This is a genomic window from Gilliamella sp. HK2 (assembly GCF_001690265.1).
Lineage (GTDB): Bacteria > Pseudomonadota > Gammaproteobacteria > Enterobacterales > Orbaceae > Gilliamella > Gilliamella apicola_C.
The window spans coordinates 1-15,610 of sequence record NZ_LZGV01000103.1; the positions used below are offsets into that span (position 1 = coordinate 1).

A 15,610-nucleotide genomic window follows, 5' to 3' on the forward strand; every position below is an offset into this window, starting at 1 on the left:
CCTGTCGCACTGGCATTACCATCTCCATCAGCATCGCCCCAATAATTATGTGGCTCGCCGATTAAGTTACTTAGCTCAATACTTGGGTAATGTGTATTATCTGTTAATGGTACAAATGTTTGAATATCAGCAAATGTTTTTACTTCGCTAGGTAATGCTATAGGATTTGTGTAGCTTGAATTATCAACTTTGGCATTAGGATATAATTCGCTATTTTCACCTGGAGCAATATACAGGCTACCATCAGGTAATTTAATGCTGAGCAAGCCTTCTTCACTCATTATTTTCGTTACACCATTATCCAAGCTTAAATAAGGAGCACTGCCTTGTATCACATTAGAGGTTGTTGCTGATAATGCAGTAGCATTGGTTGATACCATTAAGCCCAATAAAGCACCTGATATTGATAACGTATAACGATTAATATTCCATTTGGACAACGCCGACAATGTACTTTGATAATCTGTTTTTACGTTTTTTATAAAATTAATTTTTTGTACAAAAGACAAATTAGTATGACTATTCATTCCACCATTACCTGTTATAACCTATTGGTTATTAATTCCATTTTTCTAAATATTATCAATTATAAACAAAAATAAGCCTTATTTAACCAACTTTTTTGTTAAGTTTTGTAAAGATAAAACATGGACTGATCACTTGTTAGGCACACTTAAGAAATCAATGCGATAGTACTACACTAAATCAACAATAAACGGGATAAAAATAACGATAAACACAATAAATATCACTTTTTTGTGCATAGAACTTTTTTGTGCATAGAACAAAGTACCTAATAATGCGCTTATTAGGCAATACGATAGTTTGTTAAAAATAGCTTAGATAAAAAAGAGATTGACAAAATTTTAACTATTATACAATTAAATAATTAATGAAAAATTAGTCTAATTTTGATGGCAAAAATAATCTATTGTGTAAAAATTATAATTTAATGTGATTTATTTTCCGTTTATTTTCACTTTAATTAGGTTAATTCCTTTTTGTGTTAGCGCTTCAAAGTACCTATTATCTAAATTATCGTCGGTGATAATTGTATGAACAGCACTTAAATCACACACAACATTGGGGCTACGACGACCAAATTTTGATGAATCAACTAATAAAATTAACTTTGCAGCAGCCTTACTCATTGCCACACTACCATGGTAACTTTCATTAAACGTTGTGACGCCACCAACTAAATCAACACCATCAGCCCCCATAAATAACATATCAAAGGTATAAGATTCAAATGCGGCAATAGCTAATGCATTGTTGCTATGAAAAGAGGCTGATTTTCGACGAAACGTGCCTCCCGTTAAAATAATAGTTTGATCATTATCGTTCGCAACCAATTCATTAACCATATGCAAACTATTGGTCATAATCGTGAGGTTATTAAATTTAGCTAGCGTTGGGATCATTTGAGCAACGGTGCTTCCAGCGTCAAAAATGATTGAATCCCCCTCATGAATCAGCTTAGCGGCCTCTTCTGCTATGGCTTTTTTTTGTGCGGTATTAATATAAGTTTTGTGATCAATAGCTCTATCTCCAAGCTCTCGATTTAACATTGCACCACCATAAGTACGCAAAACTAAGCCACTTGCATAAAGTTGTGTGAGATCTTTACGAATTGTTGTTCCTGTTGTTTTAAAATGCTCAACCAATTCATCTACACTAGCTTGCCCGTTACTTTGCAGGTATTCTAAAATCGCTGTTTGTCGTTGCTTCACTTTCATAATAAAATCCCATCATCATTAGCATGCATATATAAATCGTATTACTTTAAAATATATTATTTCATAATGAAAGGGAATATTTTTCAGAATAAAAGTTAGTTATTTTTTATCTGTGGCTAATGCCACAGTCAATGCACTTTGACACGCAATATCATTGGGGAAAACGTTTTCGGGCATAATATCAGCAATAGGTAATCCATGTAGCTGAATGATGGGCTTTGGTGAGGCAAAAACAGTAATACCTTTCATCAATACAGAGTCAATAACCACTTGATTTTCATCTAATGAAATAGCTATTAATACTCTTGGTCTAAATCGTTTTGTTTTGCTACGACCAATACCTAAATAAGCCCCTTTGTTCATCGCTAAAAAGGCTTGATTAAAGCGCCGAATTTGTAGCCAGCTAAATACAATTTGAAGACACCAAGCAATAAGTGCAATTACAATTAAAGTATTACTCATATTCATGGTTATTCTCCATTATATGTTAGGTATAAAATATGCGAAAATTGTTTGGTTTAATTTTCGCATATCATCTTAACTAAAACATTACTTGCCCACCAGTAATATTAATAGATTGCCCAGTACAATAAGAAGCCTTATCACTTGCATAAAATAGCAGCACATCTAGCACATCTTGATAATCACAACCGCGTTTAAGTGGCACTTTATCAATATAAACTTGCTCTACTTGATCATCTGGAATACCTAGTTTTTTAGCGTATTGTGGTATTAATGATTGAAACATTGGTGATTTTAATAAATTACCCAGCATCAACGAATTAACAGTGATACCATGATCAGCAAGATCTAAAGCTAAAGACTGTGTTAACCCAACTCCACCAAATTTAGCCGCACTGTATCCTGAATTATGTTTGCTACCAACTTTGCCTGATTTTGAATTAATTTGAATAATTCGACCTTGAGTATTATATTTGATCATCAATTTAGCAAATTCACGCGCGCATAAAAAATAGCCTGTAAGATTAACATTCACCGATAATTGAAAATCGGTCAATGTAAAATGGCTAATAGGTGAAGCTTTTGCAACACCTGCACTATATACCATTAAATCAACATGTTTAAATGCACTATCAACATCTTGTGCTAATTGGATTACACTTTCTTCGTTGGTAGCATCAACCCCAAACCCTTGAGCTGAGCCAGCACCATGTTTTTGATTAATGGCTTCCGCTACCTTATTCGCATTGTCAATATTCAAATCAGCAACAACAACTTGGTATCCTGCATCAGCGATACCTTTGCACAAAAACTCACCTAAAGTTTGACCACCACCGATAACAACTGCTACTTTTTTCATTTTTATATTCCTTAATCATTTAAAATTCTAATTTCATCACCCACAAAAAGTTGCGCAGGAATTTCCCCTTTTACGTGAACAGTTCCGGGTAATTCGGCTTGGCTATTACCATCAAATCTTAATGTGATATGACCTAATTCACGTAAGTTAACATTAGCAACTTCGCCAACCGATGTGATGTTATAAATATGATTGCCTAATTGAAGTATCTGCCCCACTTGTAATTCCAGTTTTAAATCATCATGACTATGAACAAAACAGTAGTCCGCTAAATCAGCAGGCGCACCGTTTTTAAACAGGATTAACATACCGTCAGCTAATGCTTCTTGGGCAAACTCACCAATTTGATCAATTTTTGAATGATAGATAACATTTGACATGATTAACCTTCTTATCTTTACTCTTAATACAGGATTTTTTATTTTTACCATTGATTTAAATTAGGGGCAGATGCCCTGACCTTTAAAACAATTTATTGGTATATAAATAATGAAACCGCCCATGCGATTAATACTGTTGGTGCACCTGTTAAAAAACGACTAACCAATACAGATGGCACACCCACTCTCACCGTATCTTGCTTGGCTTCAGCAAGCGATAAACCAACAGGAATAAAATCACATGCCGCTTGTGCATTAATTGCAAACAACGCTGGCAATGCTAAATGAGGCGGAATATTGCCAAGCCCAATTTGTACACCAACTAAAGTACCAATAACTTGGGCAATAACCGCGCCAGGGCCGAGGAACGGAGAAAGCAATGGGAAAGAACAGATCAAGGCTAATATAATAAGTCCTATAGGGTTGTTGGCTAACGGAACCAATCCATGTGCAATAAGGTTGCCTAACCCAGATGCAATAATGATCCCGATTAATGCCGATACAAACGCCATAAAAGGAAGTATTGTTTTAAGTACTGTATCAATAGTATCACGACCAGCTTGGAAAAAAATTGCAACGCCAGATCCCATGCCTATACCGATTTTTGCTAATAATCCATCACTTTGTTCTGTAATTTTTTTACTGCTGTCATATTCCTTAAATTCAGACAAATTATTATTTATTTGTGATTCTTTAACTATTGATGAGGTTTCATCTGCAACATCACTATCTTTTTCTATCAATGAAATATTTTGAGGTTTTACTGCTGAAACATAGATATCCTCAACGATATATTGAGCTAATGGACCAGATTTACCTGTTGCATGAATATTAATCGTTGGCACTCGGTTTTTGGGATAAATACCACAACGTAATGTTCCACCACAGTCAATAACAGCTACGCCAATTTCCTCTTTAGGTGGTTCTCCCTCTTTGAAACCATCAATGGCTTTCCATCCAGTTAACTCCACGAGGGTGTCAACAATCGCTGGGCGAGTACCAGCAGCAATATAGACAATCTTTTTTCCTGCAATAATAGGAAGATCCAAAGGCCCCCCCCAACCCGCTTCGCCTTTTTCGATATGAATAAATTTAGTCATTTTTGTATTCCTTATCATTATCATTTTTTTTATAGATGAACTGTTCTTGCTAATTTAATACCCATTTTTCGCTCAAAAATGACAGTGCAAAAGTCTGTGATCCAACCTCTAAAGAAGTTAGTAGCCAAACCGACAAGGAAATAACTCACAGCAAGAGGACCTAAAGGTAAATGTAATGTAGTTAAACCCGCTGCCACACCCAAATATACAAAAAGTTCACCTGGATTGACGTGTGGAAATAACCCATTCATAGAATGGCAACTATAAGAAGAAGCAGCATAATAACTTGGTTTGTAAAACTCTGGCATAAAGCGCCCCAAACTTAATGTCATTGGGTTACAAAAAACAAAAGTTCCAATGAGCGGTAGTAATAAATATCTAGAAATTGGGTTACCTGCACATGCTTGCGCTAAACGTTCGATACGTTCCTGCCCTATAAATTTAATCACTGCATTCATCACTACAAGTAATGAAATTAATAATGGCAAAATGTTAGTTACCATTCCCATAAATACTTTGCCTCCTTCTTGGAATAAGCCAATAAACCACTCGGCACCAAATGAAATAGCATCAATCATGTTGTCTCCTATTAAGTTAAATTTCGGGAAAATACTATCAACTCTAGAAACAAAAAACTTTTAAGATGATCACAATTTAAAATATTTTATTTCATTTTGAAAAATAATATTTCAAATAAAAAGAAATGAGAAAAGTAATAGGTTAATAAAATAGCAATGATAGTAAAAAATTAATGTTTTTTTATTGGACATTAACCTTAAGTTGGCGTAATTTTAGCAATACGGGTATTTATTATTCACTTTAAGGAGAATATATCATGGCTAAAAGTACGACTTCTGCTAAAAAGCTACAACAAGCAGCGATTTTGTTTCCAACTGATTTAGGTCAAAAGGCATCAAAAGATATTTCTGGAGCAATGAATTCTGTTTTAGCAGATGTATTTGCTCTATATTTAAAAACCAAAAACTTTCATTGGCACGTTAGTGGTCCACACTTTCGTGACTATCATTTAATGCTAGATGATCAAGGTGAAGAGCTATTTGCAATGACAGATCCAATTGCCGAACGTGTACGTAAGTTAGGTGGCACAACACTTCGTTCAATCGGTCATATTGGTAAATTGCAAAGCATTGCTGATAACGATGCTGATTTTGTTGAGCCATCAGATATGCTTGCTGAACTTTGCCAAGATAACGTAAGATTGACAGAACGCATGCGTGTAGCGCATGATATCTGTGATAAATATAACGACACTGCTACTGCAAGTTTAATTGAAGAATGGATTGATCAAACTGAAAAGCGTGCATGGTTCTTATTTGAAGCCGGCCGAAAAGTCGACTCATCAGGACATTAATAAATAATTATTAATGATAATAATAAGAGGCATTGATTATGCCTCTTATTAAAAATATGTGGAGATTTAAGATGAGTAAAAAAATTGCTGTATTAGTAGGAAGTTTGCGTAAAGACTCTTATAACTTAAAAGTAGCAAAAGTTTTCCAAAAAATCGCACCACCATCACTTTCATTACAAATTATCCAAATTGGGGATTTACCTTTATATAATGAAGATATTGATACTGATGCCCCTCCTGCCTCTTATACTCGTTTTCGTCAAGAAATAGCTAATTGTCAAGGCGCCATTTTTGTAACGCCTGAGTATAATCGTGGCTTACCCGCCGTTATCAAAAATGCAATTGATGTGGGTTCTCGACCTTATGGTAAAAGTATCTGGTCTAAAAAGCCTGCTGCAATTATTTCTGTTTCACAAGGTGCAATTGGTGGGTTTGGGGCTAACCATCAGCTACGTCAATCATTAGTATTTCTTGACATGCCAACATTACAACAACCTGAAGCTTATTTTGGCAGTGTAAGTGCGGCTTTTGATGATCAAGGCAATGTTACCGAAAAAAGCAAAGAATTTTTGTCATTATTTATTAACTCTTATGCTGCTTGGGTTGAAAAACTAAGCTAATTGATATACATTTTCATTATCACAGCCAAAATGATTTGGCTGTGTATTTTATTCGGTAAATCAATTTATATTCCGCTGTAATGACATTATCTATTCCCAAGAGCGAACAAGAACTATTAGATCGTGCACAATTAGTTGCAGGATATTCTTTTGGAGATATAGCACAATATTTAAACATTCCAATACCCGATAATTTAAATAAACAAAAAGGTTGGGTTGGTAATCTTATCGAAACTATTTTAGGTGCAAATGCGGGCAGTAAAGCTGAGCGCGATTTTGCTAATCTAGGTATTGAGCTAAAAACAATTCCCGTTGATAAACAAGGTAAACCTTTAGAAACCACCTTTGTCAGTGTTACGCCATTAATGGCTAATCATGGCGTTATTTGGGAGACAAGCCATGTAAAATATAAACTCGCCAAAGTGTTATGGGTTCCAATTGAAGGGGAAAGAACAATTCCGCTTATTGATCGAAAAGTGGGTAACCCGATTTTATGGACACCCACTCAAGCACAAGAACAACAGCTTAAACAGGATTGGCAAGAATTAATGGATATGATAGCACTAGGGCAAGTTGAAAAAATTACTGCAAGATACGGTACTTATCTACAAATTAGACCAAAAGCAGCCAATGGGCAAGCGCTCACCGAAGCAATTGGTGAAAATGGTGAAATTATTTTAACTCGCCCACGTGGGTTTTATTTAAAAAAAACATTTACTATGCAAATATTGCAAGCGTTAATACGATAGTCATTTTAAGTGCAATAGAATGATTTATAGTTGAAAATATTGATCGTATAACAGAATATACTGGTTATATGTGCTTTTAATACCAACTCTTACCTAACTATTGAAATTTTTGACAATAGTTCAATCTCTCACTAAAAAATAAATAACTTCTTTACTCTCATTTTCACAAAAATACTACCTTCATCACATTTTTTCACATTTATGATTTACTTTGAGCATATGTGAATATAAAGTTGCCTCAACATTTGTGATTGAAAAAGAGAATTTGTGAGGGGGTTTTAAATGAACATTATTCTAGCTGGACACGGGAAAATTGCCCATGAAATGAAAAATAGTATTGAAATGATTGCAGGCCAATATCCTAATTTACATTCAATAACTTTTGAACCAGGAAATAGCATTGATGATTTAAAAGATAAATATCTAAAAATTATTAATCAATCTGAAAGCAAACAGTTTGTCATTATTACCGATATATTTTCTGGTAGCCCTTATAACGCAGCGGCCATGCTAGCTATGCAATCAGATAGTATAGAAGTCATCAGTGGTTTGTCTTTGCCCCTTTGTTTAGAACTATTAAATCTTGATTTTTCACTTATCAATATTGAAACCGTATATGAACAATTAGGCGAAGTTAAATTAGATTTTATTAGATCTTTCAAATCATTATCTAAAAGCATATCTCCAGAAGAGGAATTATAAAATGATTATAAATTTAGTTCGTATTGATGATCGATTAATTCATGGTCAAGTTACCACCGTTTGGACAAAAGAAGCTAAAGCAGAAAGAATTATCATTGTCAGTGATGAGGTCGCTAATGATGATATACGTTCAACTCTAGTCAAACAAGCTGCACCTCCTGGAATTAAAGTTTCGGTGATTAGTATTGATAAAGCCGCTGCGGTCTATAAAAACCCTAAATATGAAAATGATACTGTTTTTTACCTTTTCACCAACCCAACCGATGTTTTGAGATTAATCAATGCGGGGGTTCCTATTAAAGAGGTTAATATTGGAGGAATGTCGTTTAAAGAGGGGAAGAAACAAATTACCAAAGCCGTTTCTGTTGACAAAAACGACATATCTGCATTCAAAAAAATGCATGAGATGGGTATCAACCTGTGCTTAAAAGTCATCATTACTGATCCGAATGTTGATTTTATCAAACTTATCTAGACGGTTAGTCATACTAACTAACACAATAAATGGTAGGAGAAACACATGGACATTTCAGTACTTCAAATCATATTGATTTTTATTTTCTCGTGTATCGCAGGGATGGGAAGTGTGCTTGATGAGTTTCAAACTCACCGTCCATTGATTGCATGCACTATGATCGGCTTAATATTGGGAGATATAAAAACAGGGGTTATTTTAGGAGGAACTCTTGAACTTATAGCATTGGGGTGGATGAATATAGGAGCAGCACAATCACCAGATTCAGCATTAGCTAGTGTAATTTCAACAACCTTAGTTATTGTAGGAAAACAAGATATTCAAACAGGAATAGCTATAGCCCTTCCCGTCGCAGCAGCAGGACAAATATTAACTGTTTTTGCAAGAACCATTACAGTGATATTTCAGCATGAGGCAGATAAAGCAGCTGAAAAGGTTCAATTTCGAAAAATTGAATTACTCCATTTTAGTGCGCTTTTTGTACAAGCATTAAGAGTCTCTATCCCTGCCACTATTGTTGCAATTTATGTTGATGCAAGCACTGTTCAATCCTTATTAAACATGTTGCCAGATATTGTCACTGGTGGGCTTTCCGTAGCTGGTGGATTTATCGTTGTTGTCGGTTATGCAATGGTGTTAAACATGATGATTGTTAAATATTTAGCCCCATTTTTCTATTTAGGTTTTGTTCTAGGTGGATATTTAAATTTTAGTTTACTTTCATTTGGTATTTTAGCAGTTATTTTTGCCATTATTTATGTTCAATTAAATCCAAAATTTAATGTAATACCAAATAATAATAAATTTGCAAATCAAGCAACAAATACCAATCAAACAATTACCGATGATGAATTAGACGATTAACTTATAAGGATTTATTATGGAAAAGACATTAAGAACCGTTCAAAAAAAAGACGTGATTAGTACATTCATTCGTTCTAATTTTCAACAAGCCTCTTTTAATTATGAACGTATACACGCACTTGCTTTTTGTGTAGATATGATTCCAACAATCAAACGAATTTATCACACTAAAGATGAGCAACGTCAAGCATTAAAAAGGCATTTATCTTTTTTCAACACGACCCCAGCAATGTGTGGGCCTGTGCTTGGCGTAACAATAGCGATGGAAGAAGCAAAAGCAAATGGTGCACCAATTAATGATGGAACAATCAATAGTCTAAAAATTGGGTTAATGGGACCTTTAGCTGGTGTTGGCGATCCTCTAGTATGGGGCACATTGCGTCCTATCACTGCGGCACTTGGTGCATCTTTAGCACTCACAGGTAATATTGCTGGTCCATTATTATTTTTTGTTTTATTTAATTTGTTCAGACTTGCTATGAAATGGTATGGCTTAACCTATGGATTATCGAAAGGAATAGGTATTGTTAAAGATCTTTCGGGTAATATTTTACCTAAAATGACTGAAGGTGCATCTATTCTTGGTTTATTTATTATGGGTGTACTCGTGACAAAATGGACTTCAATAAATATTCCATTAGTGGTATCTAAAACAACCGATGCGAATGGTAATGAAATCGTTATGACAGTACAAGGTATACTTAACGATCTTGTGCCCGGCTTACTCCCCTTGGGGCTAACATTGTTAACAATGAAGTTACTCAGAAAAAAAGTCAGCCCAATTATCTTAATTTTTGCCTTATTTGCTGTGGGTATCATTGGCTATGGATTAGGTATTTTAGCTTAAAATGCCAATAAAAATCTTAAAAAATTAAGTCTCATTTTGAATCAAAAAATTACAACAATTTGTTATAAATACAGTTTTTTCTTACAACTACTAGTATCACTAGGTATTTAAACAATATTGAAGTTAAATTTGTATAAAGTTTAATTTATTAAAGAGGAATGTATGAAAACTCAAGCAGTTAGATTATACGGAAAAAATGATCTTCGGTTAGAATCTTTTGAGCTTCCACCTATATCCGATGATGAAGTATTAGTGTCTGTCATTGTGGATAGCATCTGCATGTCTTCCTTAAAGCTAGTAAATCAAGGTGAAAATCATAAGAAAACACCACCAGATCTAAAAAACAACCCAGTCATTATTGGACATGAATGCTGCGGCGATATTGTGCAAGTAGGTAAAAATTGGCAACATAAGTTTAAAAAAGGGCAAAAATACGTTATACAAGCTAACTTACAACTTATAGATAGCCCTTATTGTGTTGGTTATTCATATCCAAATACAGGCGGATGTGCAACTTATATGATTGTTAATCATGACGTATTAAAACAAAATTGTTTAATTCCTTATGATGGAAAAACGTATTTTGAAGGTGCATTAGTTGAACCTTTATCTTGTGTTATTGGTGCATTTAATGCTAACTATCATTTAAAGCCAAATAGTTATGATCATATTATGGGGATAAAGCCTAATGGAGAACTGCTCATATTAGGGGGAACCGGTCCAATGGGTATGCTGGCAATAGACTACGCTTTGGGAGGGGACATAAAACCTCAAAAAGTAGTTGTCACAGGGAGAAGTAAAGAAAAAATAGCACTATTGAAAAAATTATACCCATCACGCAATGGCGTTGAGCTTGAATTTATTGATATATCTGATAGTGAAGATCAATTGTCTTTATTACAAAATACATCTTCCAAAAACTGTTTTGATGATATCTTTATCTTTTTACCATCAAAAGATTTGATTCATTTAGCATCGCAATTATTAGCTTTTGATGGTTGCTTGAATTTTTTTGCTGGTCCCCAAAATAAAAATTTTGAGGCTGAAATTAATTTTTATGATGTTCATTATAATTTTACGCATATTGTTGGAACTTCTGGAGGAAATCCTGATGATATGCATTCAGCCGTTAAACTAATCGAATCGGGTAAGGTTGATGTTGCTAAAATTGTGTCTCATATAATGGGAATTGATCAAGCTTGTCAAATCACCCAAAGACAAAATGAAATTAAAGGCGGAAAAAAATTGGTTTATACTCATAAAAAATTTGAAATAAAAGGCTTAGACTCTTTAACCGATAACGCTGATGATATTACATTGAAAAAAATATTAGATAAAAATCATGGTATTTGGTCAAAAGAAGCGGAAGATTTTGTATTAAGTCATTTTCCTGATATTTAGTTTTAATTTTTTGGTATACTTTAACTACATCAAAATGCCATTTTATGAAGTATCATAAATGGCATTGGTATTTTTGAAATAGATAGTGATTTTTAAAAACCATGACTAATAAGATAATATCACCATGATTAATAACAACCTTGGTAACTACGATTTTGAGCAACACAAGTTATTAGTAAAAATTGCTCAACTCTATTATGAAGAAAATAAAACTCAATCCGAAATAGCCAAAATCGTAAACATACATAGATCAAGCATTAGTCGAATGTTAAAAGTAATACGAGAATTAGGCATTGTTTCTATATCAATTAACTACGATTTACTACCCAACATTGCATTAGAAGAAGAAATTCTTAATAAATTTAATTTAAAACAAGTTATTGTTGTACCAGTCAATCAAAATATTAATAATGACAGCAAAAATCAGATTGTCTGTAATGTTGCTGCAAATGTATTATTCAAGAATATTCATGATGGCGATATCATTGGCATTTCATGGGGTCGCACTATTAATTATATTGTTAATTGTTTAAAAAATGACAACATCAAATTTAAAAATACAACCATTGTACCAATGATTGGCGGACCTTCGGGAAAAATTGAAACAAAATACCATGTCAACAATATTGCTTACAAACTATCCAACAAATTAAATAGTAAGGCTATACTTATTGATTACCCTGCCATTGTTGATACTGAAAAATTAAAATTAGAAATTGAAAAAACTCAACATATGAGAGAGTTAAAAGATTGGTGGAGTAAAATTACAATAGGGCTTTTTAGTGTGGGTTGTCCTGCTATCTCCAAAAGTTCTATTTGGTATGGCTTTTATGGCGAGTTGTTTCAAACGATTGCTAATAAAAAAATTGTAGGAGATATTCTATCTCATTTTTTCGATCAAAAGGGAAATGAATTAGCAACACCATTTTGTAAACAAATTATCGGGGTAACATTGGATAATCTGAAAAAAATTCCTTTAAAAATATGTGCGAGTGGTGATCCGGAAAAAATCAATAGTTTAATTGCGGCACTAAATGGAAATTATATTGATATATTGGTAGTTAGTGATGAAATGGCAACACAATTAATAGACTAATTTTCAACTAAAATGATTTGCCAATAGTTTGATTTACTTCAGTCTTTATTACTTAGTAATATTGCCTATGAAGCAGTACGTTATAAAAAACTATGAAATATCAAACATTAAAATTTTTGAGTTTCTTTGGTAATTATAGAGTTGTTTCTTTTTAATTGGCAAATCATCCACTTCAGCTGGATAGAATCCTTTTTCTCTAAACCAGTGAATGCTACGTGTCGTTAAGACAAATATTTTTTCTAATCCTAAATTATTAGCTGTTTCGACTATTTTTTCTATTAATAAATCACCACGAGACGAATTGCGATACTGTGGGTGAATAGCAACGCAAGCCATTTCACCCATTTTTTCTTCTGGGTAAGGATAAAGCGCTGCACATCCAATTGTCATGTTATCACGTTCAATAATAGTAAATTTGTCAATCTCAATCTCTAATTGTTCACGTGAGCGTTTGACTAAAATACCTTGTTCTTCAAGTGGGCGAATAAGCTCTAAAATCCCCCCAATATCATTAATCGTTGCTAAGCGAATCTGCTCAGAATGCTCCATAGAAACTTGTGTTCCAATCCCATCACGCGAAAATAATTCTTGTAAAATAGATCCATCTAGCAAATAACTGACTAAATGACTTCGTCTTACTCCGTTACGGCATGCTTTCGCCGCGGCTCGTAAAAAGCGTGATTCGCTCGATAAATGTTTTCCTTGTTGCTCTTTTTGATTGACATAATTGTCAGCGTCAATAGGATAAAGATCAGTGATAACCAGACCATGCTCATCTAAAACACCTTGCTCAGCACAAAAACTGATTAATTTATCCGCTTTTAAGCGAATAGCAACTTCAGCAGCAACATCTTCTGACGCTAAATTAAAACTTTCACCAGTAACCGATACCCCAACAGGCCCCAATAGTACAATAGATCCTCGCGCTAACTGCTGTTCAATAGCCTCTTTGTTAATACGGCGAATTTTTCCTGTATGACAATAATCAACACCATCATCAATCCCCAAAGGTTGCGCAATAACAAAGTTACCACTGACAACACTAATGTGAGCTCCTTGTAACGGCGTGTTATTTAAGCTCATAGATAAACTGGCTGTAATATTAAGCTGCAATAGCCCAGTAACTTGCTTAATAATATCTAGCGTGATTGCATCAGTGATGCGAGTATTTTTATAGTATTTAGGTTTAATATTATAATTTTTAAGGGATTCGTCAATTTGGTTGCGTGCGCCATTGACAATAACAAGTTTAATACCAAGACTATAGAGTAAGCCAATATCACTGATAATGCTTGAATAATTATTACTTTTTAATACTGCACCTGTAAGCAAAATTACAAACGTTTTGCCATGATGTGCATTAATATACGGTACCGAATGTCTTAATCCATCAACTAATTCAGTTGTACGTTCTTTCATTTTTACACCGCCTCAAATGAATATTTATTCACATTTTATGTATTTTTATTTATTTTTAATTTAATAGCAAGGTAATTTTATAAATATTTGTAAGAGTAATTTTTATGAAGATATAAGCCAAGTGCCCATATTGTGATATTTAATAAAGATATGAAAGGTCAGAAGATAGGGGCTTAATCGCTAGCTAAATAAGGAGCATGCTATTGCTTCCATGCTCCTGATATAAAATACTGGCTATTTTTTAACTACAAATAAGATTAATTATAATCAATTATTTTGTTTTCTATTCATGAAGCTTGTGATTTATATTTTTGTAAAATCAATCACCTTTTTAAAACGATAAAAAATAATTGAGCCAAATATGACACTTGATAATGCGATAAAAAAGTCAATTAAAATAGCATAACTTACATTGATCATGGTTAATTTGGGTACGGTAAGTGGTATAACTACAAACGCTAATCCACTGAAAGTATACATACAACCGACAGCAAGGCCTTTACGAGTTGGAAACATTTGTTGCATCACAACCAAAGTTAATTGTAGCACACCCCCTGCAGCAGTAAATCCCATACCAATTGCAGCTATAACACACATTACTGGCGAGATATGAAAATAAAAAATAATTAATACCAACGCAGACAAAGCAGGCAAAATAATGATACAAAAGATCGGTTTTAATAAATGTTTTACAACAAAAGCAGTAACAAATACAGAAATAATCGATGCTACGCTATAATAACTTATGAGCTGTTTAGCATCAATATCACTCATATTAACACCTTTAATAGCTATAGTCGGCAGCCATTGCAAAATAATGACAAATGTGGCTGTTGTTGTAAATCCCATCAAAATCAATAAAATACCTTCACAACCAAATGCAGGATTAGATTTAAAATAATTTACTTCCCCTTGGTATCCTTTAATTACTGTATCTTTATGAGGAAATTGTTTTGGCAATAATAAGCCATTAATGACTAAATAAGCAGTAAAACCAAGAAATGCCCAACCATACCATATGTGATTGGCATAAAAAAAAGTAGCAATTAATGGAAGAATTAGGGTGCCAATAGAAATAAATGCTTTTATTAGCACACTTGCCGAACCCGCTGAGCGAGGAAAACATTCAGTCAGTGCAGGCATTGAACCTGTATCTAAAAAAGAGTTGCCTACCCCAATAGCAATTGCTAAACAATATGCAATATTAATATTAGTACAAAAAATCATTCCAATAAAGAAGATAGCATAACAAGTCATACCAAGATAAATAAATAACTTTCTGCCAAACTTATCGGATAGCACACCACCAACAAACATTAAACATATCTTGCCAATGCCTATACCTGATGCAACATAACCAAGCCCAACTATATCAGTATTTAATTGCTGTGAAAGCGATTGAGAAAATTGCATAATCACAATTAATGCAATGCTTTGAATAATATAGTTAGCATAAATAGATCCAACAATTCCATAAGAATTGACTTTTTGATTATCCATGTGTCGTGCTCCATATGTACAACAT

18 protein-coding genes are annotated in these 15,610 nt (G+C 33.7%); 9 read left to right on the plus strand and 9 right to left on the minus strand.

The features are described from left to right. The 7 genes from A9G45_RS12460 to srlA all read right to left on the minus strand — a co-directional run. Positions 1–527: hypothetical protein (locus tag A9G45_RS12460; RefSeq protein ID WP_141673687.1), on the minus strand; the 527-nt coding region annotated here is incomplete at its 3' end. A gap of 432 nt (positions 528–959) precedes the next feature. Further along, entirely contained in the window at positions 960–1,739 is a 780-nt protein-coding gene (srlR, locus tag A9G45_RS12465) for a glucitol operon DNA-binding transcriptional repressor SrlR (RefSeq protein WP_065568335.1), read from the minus strand. Positions 1,740–1,838: 99 nt separating this feature from the next. Further along, a complete protein-coding gene (locus A9G45_RS12470; RefSeq protein ID WP_065568334.1) occupies positions 1,839–2,207 on the minus strand; it encodes a transcriptional regulator GutM in 369 nt (122 codons plus the stop codon). A 73-nt stretch (positions 2,208–2,280) separates the two neighbouring features. Further along, positions 2,281–3,060, minus strand: a complete 780-nt coding sequence (gene srlD, locus A9G45_RS12475; protein ID WP_065568333.1) for a sorbitol-6-phosphate dehydrogenase — start codon at positions 3,058–3,060, stop codon at positions 2,281–2,283. A gap of 11 nt (positions 3,061–3,071) precedes the next feature. Beyond that, entirely contained in the window at positions 3,072–3,440 is a 369-nt protein-coding gene (gene srlB, locus A9G45_RS12480; protein ID WP_065568332.1) for a PTS glucitol/sorbitol transporter subunit IIA, read from the minus strand. A 92-nt stretch (positions 3,441–3,532) separates the two neighbouring features. Continuing rightward, positions 3,533–4,540: a PTS glucitol/sorbitol transporter subunit IIB gene (gene srlE, locus A9G45_RS12485; RefSeq protein ID WP_065568331.1), complete on the minus strand. Its 1,008-nt coding sequence runs from the start codon at positions 4,538–4,540 to the stop codon at positions 3,533–3,535. 29 nt (positions 4,541–4,569) lie between these two features. Continuing rightward, positions 4,570–5,118, minus strand: coding sequence for a PTS glucitol/sorbitol transporter subunit IIC (srlA, locus tag A9G45_RS12490; RefSeq protein ID WP_065568330.1), 549 nt, complete (start codon positions 5,116–5,118; stop codon positions 4,570–4,572). A 257-nt stretch (positions 5,119–5,375) separates the two neighbouring features. Between srlA and A9G45_RS12495 the strand changes: the two genes are divergently transcribed. From A9G45_RS12495 to A9G45_RS12535, 9 genes are all read left to right on the plus strand, one after another. Beyond that, a complete protein-coding gene (locus tag A9G45_RS12495) occupies positions 5,376–5,912 on the plus strand; it encodes a Dps family protein (protein ID WP_065568329.1) in 537 nt (178 codons plus the stop codon). A gap of 71 nt (positions 5,913–5,983) precedes the next feature. Further along, the gene (locus tag A9G45_RS12500; RefSeq protein WP_065568328.1) at positions 5,984–6,532 is read left to right on the plus strand and encodes an NADPH-dependent FMN reductase; all 549 of its coding nucleotides are present in this window, start codon (positions 5,984–5,986) and stop codon (positions 6,530–6,532) included. Between the two features lie 80 nt (positions 6,533–6,612). Next, positions 6,613–7,281, plus strand: coding sequence for a DNA mismatch repair endonuclease MutH (gene mutH, locus A9G45_RS12505; RefSeq protein WP_065568327.1), 669 nt, complete (start codon positions 6,613–6,615; stop codon positions 7,279–7,281). Between the two features lie 282 nt (positions 7,282–7,563). Beyond that, complete coding sequence (locus tag A9G45_RS12510; RefSeq protein WP_065568326.1) at positions 7,564–7,983, plus strand: PTS sugar transporter subunit IIA; 420 nt, start codon at positions 7,564–7,566, stop codon at positions 7,981–7,983. A 1-nt stretch (position 7,984) separates the two neighbouring features. Next, entirely contained in the window at positions 7,985–8,458 is a 474-nt protein-coding gene (locus A9G45_RS12515; protein WP_065568325.1) for a PTS system mannose/fructose/N-acetylgalactosamine-transporter subunit IIB, read from the plus strand. A gap of 45 nt (positions 8,459–8,503) precedes the next feature. Next, complete coding sequence (locus tag A9G45_RS12520; RefSeq protein ID WP_065568324.1) at positions 8,504–9,322, plus strand: PTS mannose/fructose/sorbose transporter subunit IIC; 819 nt, start codon at positions 8,504–8,506, stop codon at positions 9,320–9,322. 16 nt (positions 9,323–9,338) lie between these two features. Beyond that, complete coding sequence (locus tag A9G45_RS12525) at positions 9,339–10,169, plus strand: mannose/fructose/sorbose PTS transporter subunit IID (RefSeq protein ID WP_065568323.1); 831 nt, start codon at positions 9,339–9,341, stop codon at positions 10,167–10,169. 162 nt (positions 10,170–10,331) lie between these two features. Further along, positions 10,332–11,570: a zinc-binding dehydrogenase gene (locus A9G45_RS12530; RefSeq protein ID WP_065568322.1), complete on the plus strand. Its 1,239-nt coding sequence runs from the start codon at positions 10,332–10,334 to the stop codon at positions 11,568–11,570. A 124-nt stretch (positions 11,571–11,694) separates the two neighbouring features. Continuing rightward, the gene (locus A9G45_RS12535) at positions 11,695–12,666 is read left to right on the plus strand and encodes a sugar-binding transcriptional regulator (RefSeq protein ID WP_065568321.1); all 972 of its coding nucleotides are present in this window, start codon (positions 11,695–11,697) and stop codon (positions 12,664–12,666) included. A gap of 90 nt (positions 12,667–12,756) precedes the next feature. Here A9G45_RS12535 and argA read toward each other — a convergent pair whose 3' ends face one another. Together argA and A9G45_RS12545 are read right to left on the minus strand one after the other, a co-directional pair. After that, a complete protein-coding gene (gene argA / locus A9G45_RS12540) occupies positions 12,757–14,085 on the minus strand; it encodes an amino-acid N-acetyltransferase (protein WP_065568320.1) in 1,329 nt (442 codons plus the stop codon). A gap of 303 nt (positions 14,086–14,388) precedes the next feature. Further along, positions 14,389–15,585: an MFS transporter gene (locus A9G45_RS12545; RefSeq protein ID WP_065568319.1), complete on the minus strand. Its 1,197-nt coding sequence runs from the start codon at positions 15,583–15,585 to the stop codon at positions 14,389–14,391. Positions 15,586–15,610: the final 25 nt, after the last annotated feature.

Excerpts from the sequence above, each read along its gene's own strand:
- A9G45_RS12510 (WP_065568326.1), top strand. The coding sequence starts at position 7,564 with ATGAACATTATTCTAGCTGGACACGGGAAAATTGCCCATGAAATGAAA.
- A9G45_RS12530 (WP_065568322.1), top strand. The coding sequence starts at position 10,332 with ATGAAAACTCAAGCAGTTAGATTATACGGAAAAAATGATCTTCGGTTA.
- A9G45_RS12470 (WP_065568334.1), bottom strand. The coding sequence starts at position 2,207 with ATGAATATGAGTAATACTTTAATTGTAATTGCACTTATTGCTTGGTGT.
- A9G45_RS12520 (WP_065568324.1), top strand. The coding sequence starts at position 8,504 with ATGGACATTTCAGTACTTCAAATCATATTGATTTTTATTTTCTCGTGT.
- A9G45_RS12545 (WP_065568319.1), bottom strand. The coding sequence starts at position 15,585 with ATGGATAATCAAAAAGTCAATTCTTATGGAATTGTTGGATCTATTTAT.
- srlD (WP_065568333.1), bottom strand. The coding sequence starts at position 3,060 with ATGAAAAAAGTAGCAGTTGTTATCGGTGGTGGTCAAACTTTAGGTGAG.
- srlR (WP_065568335.1), bottom strand. The coding sequence starts at position 1,739 with ATGAAAGTGAAGCAACGACAAACAGCGATTTTAGAATACCTGCAAAGT.
- A9G45_RS12500 (WP_065568328.1), top strand. The coding sequence starts at position 5,984 with ATGAGTAAAAAAATTGCTGTATTAGTAGGAAGTTTGCGTAAAGACTCT.
- A9G45_RS12525 (WP_065568323.1), top strand. The coding sequence starts at position 9,339 with ATGGAAAAGACATTAAGAACCGTTCAAAAAAAAGACGTGATTAGTACA.
- A9G45_RS12515 (WP_065568325.1), top strand. The coding sequence starts at position 7,985 with ATGATTATAAATTTAGTTCGTATTGATGATCGATTAATTCATGGTCAA.
- srlA (WP_065568330.1), bottom strand. The coding sequence starts at position 5,118 with ATGATTGATGCTATTTCATTTGGTGCCGAGTGGTTTATTGGCTTATTC.
- mutH (WP_065568327.1), top strand. The coding sequence starts at position 6,613 with ATGACATTATCTATTCCCAAGAGCGAACAAGAACTATTAGATCGTGCA.
- srlE (WP_065568331.1), bottom strand. The coding sequence starts at position 4,540 with ATGACTAAATTTATTCATATCGAAAAAGGCGAAGCGGGTTGGGGGGGG.
- srlB (WP_065568332.1), bottom strand. The coding sequence starts at position 3,440 with ATGTCAAATGTTATCTATCATTCAAAAATTGATCAAATTGGTGAGTTT.
- argA (WP_065568320.1), bottom strand. The coding sequence starts at position 14,085 with ATGAAAGAACGTACAACTGAATTAGTTGATGGATTAAGACATTCGGTA.
- A9G45_RS12495 (WP_065568329.1), top strand. The coding sequence starts at position 5,376 with ATGGCTAAAAGTACGACTTCTGCTAAAAAGCTACAACAAGCAGCGATT.
- A9G45_RS12535 (WP_065568321.1), top strand. The coding sequence starts at position 11,695 with ATGATTAATAACAACCTTGGTAACTACGATTTTGAGCAACACAAGTTA.